Origin of the sequence: Pseudomonas edaphica, from assembly GCF_965277385.1 — a bacterium.
Classification (GTDB): Bacteria; Pseudomonadota; Gammaproteobacteria; order Pseudomonadales; family Pseudomonadaceae; genus Aquipseudomonas; species Aquipseudomonas edaphica.
Genome location: NZ_OZ255725.1, coordinates 5,508,660 through 5,526,367, shown reverse-complemented (window position 1 = coordinate 5,526,367; position 17,708 = coordinate 5,508,660). Strand labels below are relative to the sequence as shown.

15 protein-coding genes are annotated in these 17,708 nt (G+C 61.7%); 3 read left to right on the top strand and 12 right to left on the bottom strand.

The features are described 5' to 3' along the window. Positions 1-500: 500 nt before the first annotated feature. Positions 501-1,337, top strand: a complete 837-nt coding sequence (locus tag ACQY47_RS25230; RefSeq protein WP_428552850.1) for a 5'-nucleotidase, lipoprotein e(P4) family — start codon at positions 501-503, stop codon at positions 1,335-1,337. Between the two features lie 15 nt (positions 1,338-1,352). Here ACQY47_RS25230 and ACQY47_RS25225 read toward each other — a convergent pair whose 3' ends face one another. Then, positions 1,353-1,841 carry an Hcp family type VI secretion system effector gene (locus ACQY47_RS25225; protein ID WP_428552847.1) on the bottom strand — a complete coding sequence of 163 codons (489 nt, stop codon included), beginning with the start codon at positions 1,839-1,841 and terminating at the stop codon, positions 1,353-1,355. A gap of 185 nt (positions 1,842-2,026) precedes the next feature. Between ACQY47_RS25225 and ACQY47_RS25220 the strand changes: the two genes are divergently transcribed. Both ACQY47_RS25220 and ACQY47_RS25215 read left to right on the top strand, forming a co-directional pair. Next, the gene (locus tag ACQY47_RS25220; RefSeq protein WP_428552844.1) at positions 2,027-2,941 is read left to right on the top strand and encodes an NAD synthetase; all 915 of its coding nucleotides are present in this window, start codon (positions 2,027-2,029) and stop codon (positions 2,939-2,941) included. Beyond that, the gene (locus ACQY47_RS25215; protein WP_428552841.1) at positions 2,938-3,444 is read left to right on the top strand and encodes a hypothetical protein; all 507 of its coding nucleotides are present in this window, start codon (positions 2,938-2,940) and stop codon (positions 3,442-3,444) included. The genes ACQY47_RS25220 and ACQY47_RS25215 overlap by 4 nt, the downstream gene beginning before the upstream one ends. Positions 3,445-3,476: 32 nt before the next feature. Here the strand turns inward: ACQY47_RS25215 and ACQY47_RS25210 are convergent, their stop codons facing one another. The 11 genes from ACQY47_RS25210 to fecC all read right to left on the bottom strand — a co-directional run bounded on the left by ACQY47_RS25210 (position 3,477) and on the right by fecC (position 17,706). Continuing rightward, positions 3,477-4,661: an EAL domain-containing response regulator gene (locus tag ACQY47_RS25210; RefSeq protein ID WP_428552838.1), complete on the bottom strand. Its 1,185-nt coding sequence runs from the start codon at positions 4,659-4,661 to the stop codon at positions 3,477-3,479. A gap of 158 nt (positions 4,662-4,819) precedes the next feature. After that, positions 4,820-6,970 (bottom strand): phosphocholine-specific phospholipase C, encoded by a 2,151-nt coding sequence (locus tag ACQY47_RS25205; RefSeq protein WP_428552835.1) that lies wholly within the window; start codon positions 6,968-6,970, stop codon positions 4,820-4,822. Between the two features lie 376 nt (positions 6,971-7,346). Further along, on the bottom strand, positions 7,347-7,769 hold the full coding sequence (locus ACQY47_RS25200; protein ID WP_017138711.1) for a RidA family protein: 423 nt from the start codon (positions 7,767-7,769) through the stop codon (positions 7,347-7,349). Positions 7,770-7,780: 11 nt separating this feature from the next. Then, positions 7,781-9,364: a flavin monoamine oxidase family protein gene (locus ACQY47_RS25195; RefSeq protein WP_428552832.1), complete on the bottom strand. Its 1,584-nt coding sequence runs from the start codon at positions 9,362-9,364 to the stop codon at positions 7,781-7,783. Between the two features lie 10 nt (positions 9,365-9,374). Then, a complete protein-coding gene (locus ACQY47_RS25190; RefSeq protein WP_099549947.1) occupies positions 9,375-10,298 on the bottom strand; it encodes an ABC transporter substrate-binding protein in 924 nt (307 codons plus the stop codon). A gap of 18 nt (positions 10,299-10,316) precedes the next feature. Next, positions 10,317-11,090, bottom strand: coding sequence for an amino acid ABC transporter ATP-binding protein (locus ACQY47_RS25185; protein ID WP_428552829.1), 774 nt, complete (start codon positions 11,088-11,090; stop codon positions 10,317-10,319). Next, positions 11,083-12,048, bottom strand: a complete 966-nt coding sequence (locus ACQY47_RS25180; protein WP_017138707.1) for an amino acid ABC transporter permease — start codon at positions 12,046-12,048, stop codon at positions 11,083-11,085. The genes ACQY47_RS25185 and ACQY47_RS25180 overlap by 8 nt, the downstream gene beginning before the upstream one ends. A gap of 25 nt (positions 12,049-12,073) precedes the next feature. Further along, positions 12,074-14,467 carry a TonB-dependent receptor plug domain-containing protein gene (locus tag ACQY47_RS25175; RefSeq protein WP_138450892.1) on the bottom strand — a complete coding sequence of 798 codons (2,394 nt, stop codon included), beginning with the start codon at positions 14,465-14,467 and terminating at the stop codon, positions 12,074-12,076. Positions 14,468-14,955: 488 nt separating this feature from the next. Further along, complete coding sequence (gene fecE, locus ACQY47_RS25170; RefSeq protein ID WP_236458917.1) at positions 14,956-15,747, bottom strand: Fe(3+) dicitrate ABC transporter ATP-binding protein FecE; 792 nt, start codon at positions 15,745-15,747, stop codon at positions 14,956-14,958. A 4-nt stretch (positions 15,748-15,751) separates the two neighbouring features. Then, on the bottom strand, positions 15,752-16,720 hold the full coding sequence (locus ACQY47_RS25165) for an iron chelate uptake ABC transporter family permease subunit (RefSeq protein ID WP_138450896.1): 969 nt from the start codon (positions 16,718-16,720) through the stop codon (positions 15,752-15,754). Further along, positions 16,717-17,706, bottom strand: coding sequence for an iron-dicitrate ABC transporter permease FecC (gene fecC, locus ACQY47_RS25160; RefSeq protein WP_428552823.1), 990 nt, complete (start codon positions 17,704-17,706; stop codon positions 16,717-16,719). Before fecC ends, ACQY47_RS25165 begins: the two co-directional genes overlap by 4 nt. Positions 17,707-17,708 lie beyond the last annotated feature (2 nt).

The following is a 17,708-nucleotide window of genomic DNA, read 5'->3' as shown; positions in this document are numbered from 1 at the left end:
AAACCGAGTTGATGCCATCGCAGGCAAGCCAGCTCCCACAGTTGACCGAGTATGGCTCTGCTGTTGCTGTTGCTGTTGCTCCGGCCCTTACATCCTTTTCGATGACGAAGTCAGCGGTCTTTTGATCTGCGCTTTTGATCTTGATCTGAAATCGCCCCGTCAAACACGATGGCCGGAATCTGACAGTGATTTGGGGGGTAAACCGGCAGGGATGCCGGTTTAGCCGCGCTGGGCCAAGGATGGCCCATCGCGGCGGCCCCCCAAATCACTGGCGGATTGCGGGCATGCCGAGCCATAGCGAGGCACCGAGTGTTGGGGCGAGGACTTTTTGCTTACTTTTTGGTCCCTCAAAAAGTGAGCCGCCGTAAGGGCGGAACCCTAAGCCGCCGTTACCGCAGCAACGGATATGTACACCAACAACCCACCCGCACATTCGGGATTGATGTATAGCCTGATTAGGCTAAGGTGCTGCCCACACGCTTCCACCGCCGAGACATCCCATGCGCCACCTGATTTTCGCCAGCATCTGCCTGCTGACCACCGCCCTGACCGGCTGCCAGCAGACCCCGCAGGCCAACGACCAACTCGACGCCGTGCTCTGGACCCAGACCTCCATCGAGCACGAGTTGATCTACCGCCAGCTGTTCGCCAACGCCACCCGCCAACTCGACGTGGCCCTGGCCGACCCGACCTGGGATGCCCTGCCCTTTCCACCCCGCAATCTGAACGGCTTGCCTCCAGCGGTGGTGGTTGATATCGACGAAACCCTGCTGGACAACGTGCCGCTGAACGCGCGCGATATCATCAATAATCAAATCTATTCCTACGATCGCTGGAACACCTGGGTCGACCAGGCCAAGGCCCAGGCATTGCCGGGCGCAGTGGCTTTCCTGCACGCCGCCGAGCAAAAAGGCATCAAGGTTTACTACCTCACCAACCGCGAACACAGCCAGGTCGCGGCCACCGTCGCCAACCTGCGCCTGCGCGGGTTTCCGGTGGCCAGCGACACGCAGGTCCTGGCCGCCAGCACGCCCATCGGCCATTGCGAAAGCGCCGGTTACGGCAAGGCGTGTCGCCGTCAGTGGGTCGCCAGCCATGCCCGCGTATTGCTGATGGCCGGGGACTCGCTGGGTGATTTCGTCCAGGCCGAACACAACACTCTCGCCGCCCAACGCCAGGCGGTGGAACCCTATGTGAGCTGGCTGGGGCAACGCTGGTTCCTGCTGCCGAACCCGAGTTACGGCAGCTGGTACAGCGCGCCGTATGGGGATGATGAAAAGCTGCCGTTTGCGCAGAAACGCAAGCTTAAGCAGCAGGCGTTGCAGCTGGAACAATGAAGGGTTGGCTGGGGTTCAGGCTTTGATGTTCTGCCGAATGTTCCAGCCAAACTTCACCGGCCCGCCGTCCTTGGCACCGTCGGCCTTCTGCGGCTGGTAGCTGACGTCGACGCTGGCGAAGTTGAGGGCGAAGCGGTCATGCACGACGTCGGTGTTGCTTTCAGCATTCGTGCTGTAGGACACCACCATGACTTCCTTCAGGGTAATCACCAGATACTCCACCGGGCTGGCACCGCCGGCCTTGCGTACTACCAACCTGGCCTCGGGGTAATGCTTGCCGCTGGCGCAGGCCATCATCAGGTTGGGGCTGGATTTATCCAGCGGTTTGGTCAGGTTCAGGTTGGCGATATTGACCTTGCCCGCACCGCCGCCCGTACCGCTGTGCATCGAACCCGACTGCGACATGCCCCACGCCCATTGGGTGATGTCGATCTCGTCGCGATGGGCCTGGTCCCTTGATTCACCCTTGATATCACCCAGCTTCAAAAACATATCGACTGCCATGTTTGCTCCCTGCCTTGGTATACGTCGGTAGTGACGTGGGGCGCACTTTTCCTCAGCCGCAGCGGTGCGCGCAAGACGCAGAAGGCAGTTAGAGATGCACCCGACGTTAAATGGCGAACCTTCCGACATTCAGCGCCACCTCCTCATCTTTACGCTCTCGACTCCCGCAAAAACAGGAGTTAAGGATGACGGCTTCCCTGCTCAAAGATGGATTCCCTTCAGCCCACCGCACCACACGTCAGCGGATTGAAAGCAGTATTGATCTGCGCAAGTTGTTCTTCACCATCGATAGCGACCCGGCACTGATTGGCGCGGGCGTGGTGTATATCGATGGCATGTTTAACGTGGTGGTACTGCGCGAGTTTCAGGCGATTTGCAGTGTGCGGCCGATCAAGGTCGTGCTGCGTGAGGCGCCCAAGTATGTGGGGCCGGTGGAGTTCAAGCGGATGTTGGAGCATGAGCCTCGCGAGTCCCGTTTGGTGGCTGAGGCACTAAACACGACGATCACTTGTGCGGGGGCGTTGTTGAGTTGGGCTGTGGTTACGAGTGGTGTGATATTGATGCCATTTACGGCGGGGACGAGTGCGGTGATCACGGTTATCGGCCAGGCTGCAGCGGCAGCGGGTACGGTTCAGTGTATCGCCGGCGCTCTGCGAATTGCGTCAGAAGCTGCATTCCCCGAGTTTAATGACTATTTAGATAGCGAACCCTGGTTTCAAGACGCGACGGCAGTACTGGATGGTGTAGCGCTACTGGGCGTTGCAACTTCGATGTTGGTCACCGTGAAAGCCATCATTACAACTACCCAGGTAACAGGGAAATCCATTCGCCAGGTGCTCAAAGGCCTGACTCGGCAAGAGCGGGCAAAGTTGAATAATGAGTTGCTCAAGATCCGTGACCCAAGGTTAACGAGCAGACTGCTTAAGTTGGAAAAAGCTAACGGTAAACTTTCCAAACGTATCAGCGCTGCGGCAATGCAGCATGCAACCGCTACCCACATCATGGATGCATTGGCTGCATCGCTCAGCTTTACCAGCAGTGCAACCAACAGAAATCTCAAGACGTTGGCAGTCGGCGTCTACGAGGAGGTCAACCCGTGAGCGAAAAGGGCGAAGAAAAAAACGCGTATTACTCAGCTGTTTTCATTGAAAACCCTTGGGAAATCATCAAACGGTACACGCCGGTAATCAGTGCCGACCTTCTCGTCGCATGCGCCTCGATAGCATTGACGGCTACCCTGACAATGCTCACTTACCTTTCGTCATACCCCATAAGCTTTGCGGCCAAGACATTTTTTTTCAGCGCGACCGGGCTTGGCGCTGTATATGCCGTTGCCAAATACCAAGTGCTGTACGGCCGCATACACTGGGTCTGGCTAAACGTCGCGATATACCTCATATGTCTGCTGGTATCACTTCCCGCCATCGCGTACCGCCCCAACGTCCACCTCTACTCCATGACCCTCATCGGCCCACTGACCGGCCTGCTGATCCTCAACAGCAACCGCTGCCGCGAACTGCGCCACAAGATGGTCGAAATCCGCCTCAAGCGCGAAGACATCATCGCCACCCTGAAAAAACAGGGCCGCTGGAAATGGTGGTGAGCGCCCTGCCACCTGTATTCGCTCAACGCCCATCAAGCCACGTTCTGCAACCGCCACAACAACTGCTCGCCACTCATCGCCGGCGCATACACATACCCCTGGCCCACCCTGCAGCCCATCGCCAGCAATTGCCGCTGCTGCTCCTGGGTTTCGATGCCTTCCACCACCACGCTCATGCCCAGGCTGTCGCCCAGCGCCAGGGTGCTGTGGATCACCGCGCGGCAACGTCGGTCGGTGGTCATGCCGCGCACAAACTCGGCATCCAGCTTGATCTCGTTGAACGGCAGCTGACACAGGCGTTGCAAGGATGAAAACCCGGCGCCGAAGTCATCCAGAGACAGGTTGCAACCGAGCATGCGCAAACGCATCAGGCACGCCAGGCTGCTCGCCGAGGCTTCCAGCATGCCGCTTTCGGTCAGCTCGAAAGTCACGCTGGAGCGCGGTGCCTTGAACGGCGCCATGACGTCTTTGATCTTCAAACTTAACCCGCCCTGAGCCAGCTGCTGAGCGTGCAGATTGAACGCCAGGTTCAAGGTCATGCCGCTTGCCCTGACGTGTTGTTGCAGGGTCAAGGCCTGGTGCATCTGCGCAAACAACAATGGGTCGAGCAGCCCGCAACGCTCCAGCACCGGCATGAAGGCCATTGCCGGTAACAGACCGTAAAGCGGGTGCTGCCAGCGGCTCAACACTTCCACGCCGATCATCTCGTTGGTCCACAGGCTGAATTTGGGTTGGTAGTACGCGTGCAGCTGGCCGGCCGCTAATGCGTCGCACACTTGCGATTGAGTAAACAATGGCAACGCCGGTGAAACCGCAGGCACGATCCCCCCAACAGGCTGATGACGATGCAATACCTCTTCGAGCTGATTGAGGGTCGCCAGCTTTTCGACATGGCCAAGCAAACACACGCCGAGCAGGCTGGTGAACTGTTGCAGGGCTTGGCTGATCCCGGTCGGCTGATGGCCGCTGACAATCACGCCATGCAGCCACCCTCGTTGCGCGGCATGTTGCAAAAACTCCAGCCCATCCATGCCGGACATGGACAAGTCGCACAGTACGACATCCACCCCGTGAACGCTTTCCAGGAGGGCCAAGGCTTCAATGGCATGCGTCGCCTCGATCACCGCATGCCCCAACCGTTTGAACTGGCTCACGACGACGGCGCGCTGAAAGGCTTGTTCCTCAAGGATCAGGACGCGTAAAGGCTGGCTCGTCATTGGCGTGGGCTCGTGGGTGGTGGACCCAACGATTGTCTAAAACTGCCCGGAAAAAGCGCGGATGTTTAATCCTTTATGAACGTAGGATATTTCTCAAAATACTAACTCCCGGCAAAGGCAGCGGATCGGTTCAACGCTATCCGCCGCCTCAGGGTTTGCTACACCGGCTTGCCCATCAACGGGTCACTGATGCTGTGCGCCCCCGTCTCAACCCGCCCCGCCACCCGGCGCACCCAGCCATGCTCATTACGCACGGTGAAGTCATACCAGCCACCGCTCGGCTGACGGGAGAATGTGCGTTGCTGCGAGCTGTGGCCAGCAATCTCCAGCAGCCATGGGCCTTGATGGGTGTAAGGGCAGCGCTTGATCGTCACCGAGGCTGGATGCTTGCTGGGGTTGATCACCGTCAGTTGAACGCTGTCCCCCTGGTAAGCCACTGACAGTTGCGGTTCGCGGCGTTGCAGATCACCCTTGAATGACCGGTGAAAGCCGTTCGGCCCCAATAGCCACAGGTCATAGCCGCCAGCCACTGGCCAGGTATCACTGAGGTGCTGTTCGGCGCCAACGGTGTAGCGCCGTGGGATGTCTTCCAGGTGCAGTCGGTCGTAGACGTGGAAGACCGCGCCCTGTTCGCCATGGTTGAAGAAGTTCAACGTCAGCTCACCGGCGCGACGATCAACGTCACCTTCGACGTTCAACTGGTATGGCAACGCACGGGATGGCCGAGCCATGCGCGCCTGATGCGGCGCCTGTTGCCGACCTTCAGCAGGCACCACAACCTGGGCCAGTTGTTCCTGGCGCTGGCGCAGCAAGTCCGCCGCCCGGCGGGTGGTTTCATGCAGTGGCGGCAACAACTCGGTGTTGGGGTTGACGAAGTTGAACGCCGAGGTGAGGTCGCCGCATACGGCGCGGCGCCAGGCGCTGATATTGGGCTCGCGCACCTGGAAGCGCTTCTCCAGAAATTGCAGCACCGAGGTGTGATCGAACGCCTGGGAGTTGACCCAACCGCCGCGGCTCCAGGGCGACAGCACCAGCATCGGCACCCGTGGGCCAGGGCCGTAAACACCACCGTCAGGCGCAGGCTGTTGCGTGGTGCCGGGCGGCGCCGGGTGCGTGAAGATTTCGCTGTCGAACTTGACCGTGGATTTACCGGCAAAGCTGCCATCGGCACGCTTGGACGGGGCTGACGGTGAAGGGACGTGGTCGAAGAAACCGTCGTTTTCATCGTAGTTGACCAGCAATACAGTCTTGCTCCAAACCTGCGGGTTTTCAGTCAGCGACTTGAGAATCTCCTGGGTGAACCAGCCACCCTGCACCGGGCTGGAAGGCCCAGGATGTTCGGAGTAATTGGCCGGGGCGACCAGCCAGCTCACCTGAGGCAAGCGGCCGTTTTTTATGTCATCGCGAAAGCCCTGGATGATCGCTTCCAGGTCACTGCCGTTTGCCGATGGCAGCGTGTTGCCGTTGCCTTTGTACAACGGCACACGGGTGTTGAGTTGATCGCTGTAGGGCACAAAGGCCTTGAAGTCTTTCGGTGGTTCCGCCGGGTTGCCGGCCGCAACGCTGGCGGCGCGGTACTGGCGAAAACCAGCCAGCGGGTTGTCGCCAAAGTTATCCGGCAAGAACTGGTAGACCTTCCAACTCACGCCCGCCTCTTCCAGGCGCTCAGGGTAGGTTTTCCAGGTGTAACCCACGCTCACTGCGCCAGGGCCGTCCCATTCATTGACCACCGCAGCCACATTGGCGCCGGTCGGGCCGTTGGTGCCGGTCCAATGGAACAGCCGGTTCGGGTTGGTGCCGGCGTGCACCGAACAGTGGTAGGCATCGCACAGGGTAAAGGTGTTGGCCAACGCAAACTGGAACGGCAATTCCTGCTCGCGGTAATAGCCCATTGACGTGTTGGTCTTGTAGGTTGGCCAGGCATTCATGCGGCCGCTGCCCCAGGCGGCGTGTTCGTCAACCCAGGAATGTGGCGTGCCGTCGACACGCTGGGCATTGCCGCGTGAACTGTCCAAATGATAAGGCAATACGCGCCGTCCCTTGCCCTGTTGCTCCCAGACTTTGCGGCCGCCCGGCAGCGGAATGGTGAAGCGGTCGCTGAAACCACGTACGCCGGGCAAGGTGCCGAAGTAGTGGTCGAACGCGCGGTTTTCCTGCATCAGGATGACTACGTGTTCGACGTCCATGATCGTGCCAGTACGGTTGTTGGCGGGGATCGCCAGCGCCTGGCGGATGGAGTCGGGTAGCAGGGTGTAGGCGGAGCCGATGGCGGCGGCCTTCAGCAGGGTGCGGCGGGTGAGAGTTGGCATGGCACTAATCAATCCCTGGGGTGCTTGAGATAAAAACGCTCAAGACAAAGTAGAGACTGCAAGCGACAAAAAGGTGACATGCGGTTACTGACAATCCGATGATCTGTTCACGGGCCTGCCACCAATGGTGGTGAGCAGCTTGTTGTGGCTAGAGGCTTATTGTGACAAGCAGGCTTGTTGTGGCGAGCAGGCTTGCCCTGCGTTGGGCTGCGCAGCAGCCCCAGTAAAGGCACCGGGATTCTCCTGAAGGAACTCAGCGCCTGGTTTCAGGGCCGCTGCGCGCCCCAACGCAGGGCAAGCCTGCTCGCCACAACAAGCCACAGCAAGCAAGCTATCCACAACAAGCCTGCTTGCCACAACAGCGCATTCAATAGAGTCAGGCCGTTCTGGCCGCAATCGCCTCCACTTCCACCAGCGCCCCTGGCAACGGCAATGCCACCACCTGCAACGCCGTGCGCGCAGGCTTGTTCGGCTGCTCGGGCGTGGCGAAGAACTGCGTGTAACCACGCTGCAACCCGGCAAAGTCGAGCTTGCCGTCGGTCTCTTCGGCACCCACCAAAAACACGCGCAATTGCACGATGTCGCCCAGGTCCAGGTCTTGCTGCTGGAGGATCTTGCGCAGTTTGTTGAACACCGACACCGTCTGCACTTCGGTGTTGCCGTAAACCCCGGGCACATTCGGGTCGGCCAGGTCGGGCAAGGTGCCGCTGACGAAAATCAGGCTGGCGGAGGCCGGTACGGTGACGGTTTGCGAGATGGGAAAATCGCCGACGCTGGTGCGTTGAATGCTGTCGCTCATGGTGATGCTCCTCAGGAGGCGGCGAGTGCCGCAATCTGTTGTTGTTGGGTAACGCGCTCGGCCAGCTGCGCGACCACATGCCGTGCCGAGTTGGCTGCCGACTCCTGCCAGATGCCCACACCGCTTTGCACCAGGCCGTCGCCGGCGAAGTACACGCGGCCGTGGGCCTGCTCCAGCAAGGCACTGGCATCGGCCGGGAAGTGTTCGCGTTGCAGCCATGGGCCTTCGCTGTAGGGGATCTGTTCCCAGGACACCGCCAGCGGGTGGCGCAGGTGTTTTGAATAACCCGGATGCAGCAGTTCCACGGCTTCTTTGGACGTGGCGTACTGTTGGTCGAATGGCTTGGCACCAAATACGTCGGCGCCCTCCCCGGTCACATAACCGGCCACCAGCAAACCGTCACGGGTGTTGAGGTCGTTGCTGGGGTACCACAGCAGGCGCGCCGGGTGTTCGATCCACGACAGGCCGCCGTAGGTGCGGTAGTCGGTTTCCCAGAAGCGCGGCGATTGCCACGCCACTTTGGTCGCCTGATCACTGCGGGTACTGAGCAAGGCGGCTTTGACCGGGTCGCTGAAGTCGGTGTCGAGTTTGGCCAACAGTGGCAACGGCAAGGTCGAGACCAGGTAATCGGCGCGCACCACCTGTTCGCGGCCGCTGAGCTGGTCGTGGTAGGTCACCGCCACGCCGTCTTCAAGCTGGCGGATCTGCCGCACCTGGGCGCCGAGTTGCACGTGCTCGCGCACGCGCTGGTAGAAGGCGTCGGTGATGCGGTCCATGCCGCCGACAGGTTGGAACATGGTGGCGGAAAATTCCGGGAATTCGGTGTGCAATAACGCGCCCCACAACTCCGGATGCAGCAGCCGGTCCAGCGCCAGCGGGCTGCGGCTGGCGGGCAGCGCGCCGGGGTGGGCAGGCGACTCCAGGTGACCGGAGCGCAAGCTGCCTTCAAAGGCCAGTTCCTGCGACAGATCGCCATACACCTGCAAAAACGCCAGCAAGCGCGTGCGCTCTTCACTGCTCAACACATCATCGAGGGCATCGCGCTGCACGGCTTTGGCCAGCAAGCCGGACAAATGCCCGCGCGTGTCATTGATCGCCTGGCCGACGGTGAACGCCGGCTGTTGCAGGTCGGGCCGCACCTGGGCGCCGTGGCTGCTGTTGACCAGCACTTCCAGCGGCACACCCAGCTCGCTGCAATAGTCGAGAAGCGTGCGGTGCTGGCTCGGAATCCTGGCGGGACCGGCGTTGAAATACAGGCCGTTATCAAACGCTACGGTTTGCGTGCGGCCGTCCTTGTAGTCCACGCGGTCGCCATTGCGCAGGGTCCAGGTGCGCCCGCCCACGCGGTTGCGGGCCTCCAGTACTTGCACGCTGAACCCGGCGCGGCTCAGTTCCAGGGCCGTCACCAACCCGGCAATCCCGGCGCCCAGCACCAGCACACGAGTGCCCTGCCCCAGGCCCGCGTTGAGTTTCAGCGGTTGCGGGCGGCGATGTGACGACGGCCCCAAACCCAATACCGCCAATGCATCCTTGACGGCCTTTTCGCCGCCTACAGCGGCGATGCTCGACAGCGCTTCACGGCGTGTCAGTCCCATGTCGATGCTCCTAGTCCGGCAGGCCCGGTGGGTTGATCAGCGAGGTGTCGACGCGCTCGATGTCCAGGCCCCAGCGTTGCAGCACCTGTTCGTATTGGCCGCCGGCAATCGCGCCTTGCAGGGCAGTGTGAATCGGCTGGATCAGGCCGTTGTCCTTGCGGGTGGTCACGGCAATATCCGCTTTCAACGGCCAGCCGCCGTTCACCGTGCCCACCCGCTTGATGCCACCGGTGACCGCCGCCGAATAGGCATACACCGAGTTAGGCCCGAACAGCGCATCGCTGCGACCGGACTGCACCGCCAGTTGCGCGGCGGCCTGGTCGTCGATGTATTGCAGGAGCGCAGGCTTGATACCGGCTTTTTCATTGGCCTCGTTCCACGCCAGCAGGACCTTTTCCTGGTTGGTGCCGGAGCCGACGATGATCTTCAGCCCGGCAATGTCGGCGGCCTGTTTGATCTCGGTGATTTTATTGGTGCTCTTGACGTAAAAACCGAGCACATCCTGGCGATAGGTGGCGAAGTCAAAACGCTTCTTGCGCGCCTCGGTCACGGTGACGTTGCTGATCACCGCGTCGTACTTGCCGGAGCTGACACCCAGCGGCCAGTCCTCCCAACTGGTCTGCACCACATTGAGTTGCAGGCCTAAACTATCAGCGACAAGCTGCGCGGTATCGGCTTCGCTGCCGATGGTGGTCTTGTCGTCGTTGGCCAGTAGCGCCAGCGGCGGCCCGGCCACGCCGGACACGGCGACGGTGAATTTGCCGGGCTGGGCGAACTTGAAGCCCGGCGGGATCTGCGCGATCGCCGCTTCATTGCGCGGCACATGGATGCGCACGCGGTCTGGGCTGAAATCCACCTGTTGCACGGCGAACGCGGTTTGCGCAGCACCGACGGCAAGCGTCAGCAAGGCCACGCGGGCAGTATTGATGAACATGGGCAGTCACTCCTTGAACTAAAGCACCTTGCCCAGAAAGGCCACGGTGCGGGGATGTCGGGGTTGGCGAAACATCTGTTCGGGCGGGCCTTCTTCGATCAGTTGGCCGTCACACAGGAACACCACGTGGTCGGCCACTTCGCGGGCAAACCCGATTTCGTGGGTGACGATCACCAGGGTCACGCCCAGTTGGGTCAGGCCTTTGATCACGTCGAGTACTTCGCCCACCAATTCCGGGTCGAGGGCTGAGGTGGGTTCATCGAACAGCAGCACTTTGGGGTCCAGCGCCAGTGCGCGGGCGATGGCCACGCGCTGTTGCTGGCCACCGGAGAGCTGGCGCGGGTAGGCATCGAGTTTGTCAGCCAGGCCGACCTTGGCCAGTAACTCGCCCGCCTTGGCCTGCGCTTCGGCCTTGCTCCAGCGCTTGTGCGCCAGCGTTGCTTCGGCGATGTTTTCCCAGGCAGTGAGGTGCGGGAACAGGTTGAAGTTCTGGAACACAAAACCCACGTCGATGCGGCGCTTGAGAATCTCGCGTTCTTTCAATTCGTAGAGCAGGTCACCCTTGCGCCGATAGCCGACGTATTCACCGTCGATGGTGATGTGCCCGCTGTCGATTTTTTCCAGGTGGTTGATGGTGCGCAGCAAGGTGGATTTGCCCGAGCCGGACGGCCCGAGAATCACCGTGACCTTGCCTGGGTCGATGGTCAGGTCGATGTCTTTCAACACCTGCTGGTTGCCAAAGCGCTTGCCCACGCCCTGGATCTGAATGCGCCCGGCGCGTGCTTCAGCCATGGGTTTTCTCCTTGAGCCAGCCGCGCAGGCGTTGCAGCGGTGTGGGCGGCAGTACCCGCGCCGTACCACGTGCAAAGTGGCGCTCGACGTAGTACTGGGCGCTGGTCAGCACCGTGGTGATGATCAGGTACCACACGGTCGCCACCACCAGCAGCGGGATCACCGCCTGGGTGCGGTTGTAGATGACCTGCACGGTGTAGAACAGCTCCGGCAAGGCCAGCACGTAGACGATGGACGTGCCCTTGACCAGGCCGATGATTTCGTTGAAACCCGACGGCAAAATCGAGCGCAGCGCCTGGGGCAGGATGATGCGAAAAATCCGTCGCGAAGCCGGCAAACCGAGGGCCGCCGCCGCTTCATGCTGGCCGGCATCCACGCCAATCAAACCGCCACGAATGATCTCCGCCGCATAGGCTGCCTGCATCAAGCTCAGGCCCAACACCGCCACGGTGAATTGGCTGAGCACATCCACGGTCGACCACTCGGCGAACACCACGCGGGTGAACGGTACGCCGAGCACGATGTGGTCATACAGGTAGGCAAAGTTGTAGAGGATGATCAGCACCAGCAGCGCCGGCATCGAGCGGAAAAACCAGATATAGCCCCAGGCCAACGCCGCCAGCAATGGCGAGCCCGACAGCCGTGCCAGCGCCAATGCAGTGCCGAAGAGGATGCTGAACACGGTACTGAGCAGCGTCAGCAGCAGCGTCTGGCCGAGGCCGCGCAGCACCGAGGCGGAAAAGAACCACTGGCCGAACACGCCCCACTCCCAACGCGGGTTGGTGGCCAGTGAATGCACGATGGCGAGCAGCACCAGCGCAGCGAAGATCGACCCGGCCCAGCGCCACGGATGGCGGGCGGGAACCACTTGCAGGGCCTTGATGGGCGTTGCAACGCGGCGCTGGCGAACCGGGCTGACGTCTTCGATCAGGTCATAGGATTTGGCGACAATGGGCATGTTCTATTCCTCGCGGGTTGCGGCCTTAGAAGGCGTAAGTCAGCCGGGTGTAGTAGTACCCGCCGGTAAAACCGTAGGGCGAATAAGTGCCGTAGCTGGCGAGCATGGTGCTGCTCGGCACGCCTTGTTTCTTGGGGTAAAGGTCGAACAGGTTCTTGGCGCCGACGGCGATGTTGAGGGCTTTGGTGAGGTTGTAGCCAAGGTCGAGGTCAGTGATCCAGCGGGCGTTGTAAACCCGGTCCAGGTCGCGATTGGCCGAGGAATTGACCTCTTTGTAGGCGCCGTAGCGGGTCAGGGCCAGGTTGAGGTTGAAGCGGTCGATGCTCCAGTCGCCGCCGAGGATGAGTTTGGTCTTGGGCTGCACATCGGTGATCAGGCCACGGGCCTGGCGGTCCATCAGGTCATAGGGCGTGCCGAGGATGTCGGTAGAGGCCTTGTAGTTGAGGATCTTGGTCTGGTTCCAGTTGAATGCGGCGGTCCATTTCAAGGCGCCGAACTGGCCGAGGTCCTGGTTGTAGTTGCTGACCAGATCCACGCCCTTGGTGCGGGTGTCGGCGCCGTTGATAAAGTACTGGCCGCCGGAGGTGGAGTTGATGCCGTTGCTTTGCAGTACCTGGGTGACTTCGGGGCCGAGCAAGGTGCCGGTCAGGGTGATGCGGTCGCGCAGGTTGATCACGTAGGCGTCGGCGGTGAAGTTCAGGCGGTCGGTGGGCGTAAGGGTGAAACCCAGGCTGAAGTTGGTCGAGCGCTCGGGCTTCAACTCTTGGGCGCCGAGGGCCTTGGCCGCCGCCGAACCCACCGGCAATACGCCGTAGTTGATCGACTGATACACGCCGTCGACCACGCCATAAGTGGTGGAGCGCGCACTGAACAGGCTATTGGCCAGGGACGGCGCGCGAAAGCCATTGCTGACGGTGGCGCGCACGGCAAATTGCGGGGTGAAATCGTAGCGTGTGGTCAGCTTGCCGCTGCGGGTGGCGCCGACGCCTTCGTTGTAATGCTCGTAGCGAAAGGCGGTGCCGATGTACCAGTCCGGCAGCGGGTTGAAGCCCACATCGACATAGCTGGCGAGGCTGTTGCGCGAGGCGCTGCTTTCTTCATCCGGCGAAATGCCGTTGGTGACCTGCGCCCCGGATGACGCGCAGTTGCCCGGCGCCACGCAGTAGCCGCCATTGGCATAAGACGCGTAGTCACCCGCCTGCACCTCATAGGTGTCGCGCCGATGTTCGAAGCCGTAGGACAGGTCCAACGGTTTTTGCAGGCCGACATCAAAGCCACGCTTGAAGTCGAGGTTGGTGGTCAGCTCGGTGGAAATCCAGGTGCCGGAGGTGAAGCTGTTGGGCGTGTACTCGCCCAGCGACGGGTTCTGGTTGTGGGTGGTGCCCTGCTCCGCCTCGTTGCGCCCGTAGGTGGTGGACAAATCCCAGTCCCACGCGCCAACGGTGCCTTTGCCGCCGAACGCGGCCTGGAAATCGTCCTCGTCGATGTACCAGGTCGGCGTGTACCCGGCCGGGTAGCCATTCGGCCCGGTGGTGATGGTGTTGGTGATGGTCGGCAGGCGGTAGTTCTGCCCCTGCTCGGCCTTGCGCCGCGAGTAGGTGGTGAAGGAATACAGGCTCAGGCTGTCATCAATCGGCAGCTCGGCGTTGTAGCCCAGGGTCAGCAGATTGGTCTTGGGCGTGCCGTAACCGCCGTAGGTCGATCTGCCGGCCTGGTTGTAGGCTTGCTCATAGGTGTAGCCGTTGGCGCTGGCTTTGTTGTCGTCATTCTGGCTGCGGGCATCCAGGGCCAATTGCACGACGCCGCCGTTGCCGATTTCAAAACCCTTGTTGAGGCTTTGTTGCACGGTTTGCTTCTTACCGTCGTAGCCCTGACCGACGTTGGTGACGGCGGTGCCGCTGGTATCAGCCTTGAGGATCACATTGATGACCCCGGCGATGGCATCCGAGCCGTACTGGGCGGCGGCGCCGTCGCGCAGCACTTCCACATGGTCGATGGCACTGATGGGGATCAAATCCAGGTCAGCCGGCGCCGCGCCGGTGTTGATGCCATTGATGTTCAGCGTGGCGCTGGTGTGGCGACGTTTGCCGTTGACCAGAACCAGCACTTCGGCAGCACTCAAGCCCCGCAGGTTGGGCGCACGGGCAATGCCGCTGGCGTCCCAGCCGGTTTTTTCCGGCAGGGTCAGCGACGGGATCACCGCGCTCAAGGCTTCCATCAAGCCGGGCTTGCCGGTGCTTTGCAGTTGCCTGGCGCTGACCACATCGATCGGCACCGGGCTGCTGGTGACGGTGCGCTGCTCGGCGCCACGGTTACCGGTGACCACCACGGTGGACAAGGTGCTGTCGTCCTGGGCGGATGCAGTGCCGGCCAACAGGGCCAGCGTGAGTGCGGCGGTGGGGGGTAAAACTTGCTTCATGACCACTCCAGGCTTTCCGAATCGCGAAGTCGGGCAGTCGCGCGGCGGGCGCGGTGCTCGTTTTTCAGGGTGTCGCTGCGATGGGGAACTAGGTGTGGAGTGAGCGAGGGTTTTGAATCGGCAACATACGTTGAACTCCCTTCCAACGATTCTGCCGCGGGGTCTTTACCCGGTTATGGCGCGCAGAATCTGAATCACGCTGGGTACCATCCGAGGTCAGGGGTAGGCTGTTGCGATCAAACATAACGGAATGGATTTTAAAAATATAATGCTATTTGGGCATAAGCTAATATTCTCTACTTTCATTATTATCGAATAACTTTATTCATATAAATAATGTTTTCCTGCTGATCGTTCCCACGCTCCGCGCGGGAATGCCTCATGGGACGCTCCGCGTCCCGCCCTGCAACCTTGTGACGCGGAGCGTCACGGGCTGCATTCCCACGCGGAGCGTGGGAACGAGCATTAGTGCGTGAGAGCGAACAGGGTCAGGTGTGGGTGCGGGTGCTTTTTTCCACCAGGCACATTGGCGTGCCGGCAACCGGCTCCTGCAGGATCTGCACTTGCACGTCGAACACCTGGCGCATCAGCTCGGCACTGATCACCTGGGCGGGGGCGCCATCGGCGACTAGCTTGCCGGCGTGCATCACCGCCAGGTGATCGGCGTAGCGGCAGGCCTGGTTGATGTCGTGCAGTACGGTGATCACGGTTTTGCCCTCGGCGGCCAGTTCGCCCATCAGGTCGAGCAGTTCCACCTGATGGCTGATGTCGAGGTAAGTGGTGGGTTCGTCGAGCAGCACCACTGGCGCGTTTTGCGCCAGCACCATGGCCAGCCAGGCACGTTGGCGCTGGCCGCCGGACAAATCCGCCAACGCGCGGTCGCCCAGGCTGTCCAGCTCGAGGCGCTGCATGGCTTGGGTCACCTGGGCCTGATCATTGCCACTCAAGCGCCCCCACAATGAGTTATGCGGGCTGCGGCCATAGGCGACCAACTGGCGCACGCTGACACCTTCCGGCACCGGCAATACCTGCGGTAAAAATGCGATCTGTCGCGCCAATTGCCGAGCGGACAGGCTCGCGTAGGCGTGGCCATCCAGGGTCAACTCGCCCTGGGTCGGCTTGAGGATGCGCGCAAACGCCTTGAGCAAGGTGGATTTGCCGCAGCCGTTGGGGCCGATCAGCGCGGTGACGCGACCTGTCGGCGGTGCGAACGAAAGGCCCTGCACAATGCGCGTGGCGCCGTAGCCGATGTCGAGTTGATGGGCCTGCAAAATACTCATGTCATCAACCCTTGAACCGTGCCAGCAACCAAAGAAAATACGGCGCACCAATCACCGCCGTAAGCACGCCCGCCGGAATTTCGCTGGGCGCGATCAACGTGCGTCCAAGCGTGTCGGCCAGCACCAGCAATAACGCGCCAATCAGCATCGCAGCCGGCAGCAGGTACTGGTGATGCCCACCCACCAGACGCCGCGCCATGTGCGGTGCGACCAGGCCGATAAAACCAATCGGCCCGATCACGCCGACACCCAGGCTGGTGAGCACCACCGCGCAGGCCATCGCCCACCAGCGGGTACGGCCAAGCGCAGTGCCCAAACTGTGGGCGGCCTCATCGCCAAGCGCGATGAGGTTCAGGGGTTTAGCCAGGCACAGGCCCAGCGGGATCAACAGCAGGAACGGCAGCACCAGCGCCACATGGTGCCAATTACGGCTCCACAAACTGCCCGTCAGCGCGAGCAACGCCGTGTTGATATCCAACGGATGGGACAGGATCAAAAACTCGGTGACGCTGGACAAGGTCACCGCAATCGCCACCCCCGACAGCGCAAAACGCACCCCGGAAAAACTCACGCCGGTGTTGTACAGCGCCAGCAGCAACGCCCCACCGGCGCCGCCCAGGCAGGCCACCAGTGGCAGCCAGGCAATCGGCAGGTGTGGCCAGCTGATGATCGCCACGGTCAGCGCCAGCCCGGCACCTTGGGTCACGCCGAGAATTTCCGGCGAGGCCAGCGGGTTGCGGATCACGCCCTGCACAATCGCACCGGCCAGGCCGAAGGCGCAGCCAGCCAGAATGGCGATCAGGCTGCGTGGCAGGCGGTGGTTCCACACTTCAAAATCGAGGGCGTCGTGGGCCAGCAGGCGCTCCAGCACGGTGGCAGGTTTGAGCCACACCGTACCGGCGCTGAGGCTCGCCAGCAGTGCCACCAGCAGCAAGCCCAACAGCAGCCATAAGCGTAAGCGTGGCCGAATCATAGGGTGCGCCTGGCAAGAAACAGGAAGAACGGTGCGCCGATCAAAGCAGTGACCACACCCGCCGGGGTTTCCACTGGAAAGGCCACCGCGCGACTGAGCAAGTCGGCGCCCAACACGATCACCGCGCCCAATGCCGCGCTGAGCGGAATCAGCCAGCGGTAGTCGTTACCGAGAAACTGGCGAATGATATTGGGCGCGATCAGCCCGACAAAGCCAATGGGGCCGACCGCGCACACGCTGGCGCCCACCAGCAGCAAGCTGGCGACAAACACCTGCAAGCGCAGGCTGGCGATACCGACGCCCAACGAGCGCGCGGCGTCTTCGCCGAGGTTGATCAGGTTCAGGCGCGGCGCACACCACAGCGCCCACACGCCGCCGATCAGCGTGCACGGCCAGAGCAGTTGCACCTGGGCCGCTCCCACATTGGCCAGCGACCCGGCCAGCCAGTTCAGCACGCTTTGGGCCTGGGCCTCGACCAGAATCACCGTGAGCCGGGTCAAGGCCGCGCACAGCGCCGCAACCGCCACACCGGCCAACACCAGCCGACCTTGCGCGGTGGTCGGCGACCACGCGCCGCCGAGGCTGAACACCGTGACCCAGGCCAGCGCGCCACCCAGGCAGGTCATCAACAGGGCGCCACCGGCAAAGGGCGGCGCGACCAACCCGGTGGAAAACAAGGCCAAGCCCAATGCTGCGCCGGCCGTCACGCCGAACAACGACGGCGATGCCAAGCGGTTGCGGGTGATGCCTTGCATCAGTGCACCGGCCAGGCCCAGGCAGGCACCGACCAACGCCGCGCACAACGCTCGGGGCACGCGCAGCTGCGCCACGATATAGGCCATATTGCCGCCCACGCTGCCCTGGTGAATCAGGCCGTTCCAGGCATCCGTCGCGGTGATAGTGAACGGCGACCAGCTGTACAGCGAGTACCAGAACAACACGGCACCCAGCAGCACAATGCCTGCCGCCGCGAAACTGCGCTGCACGG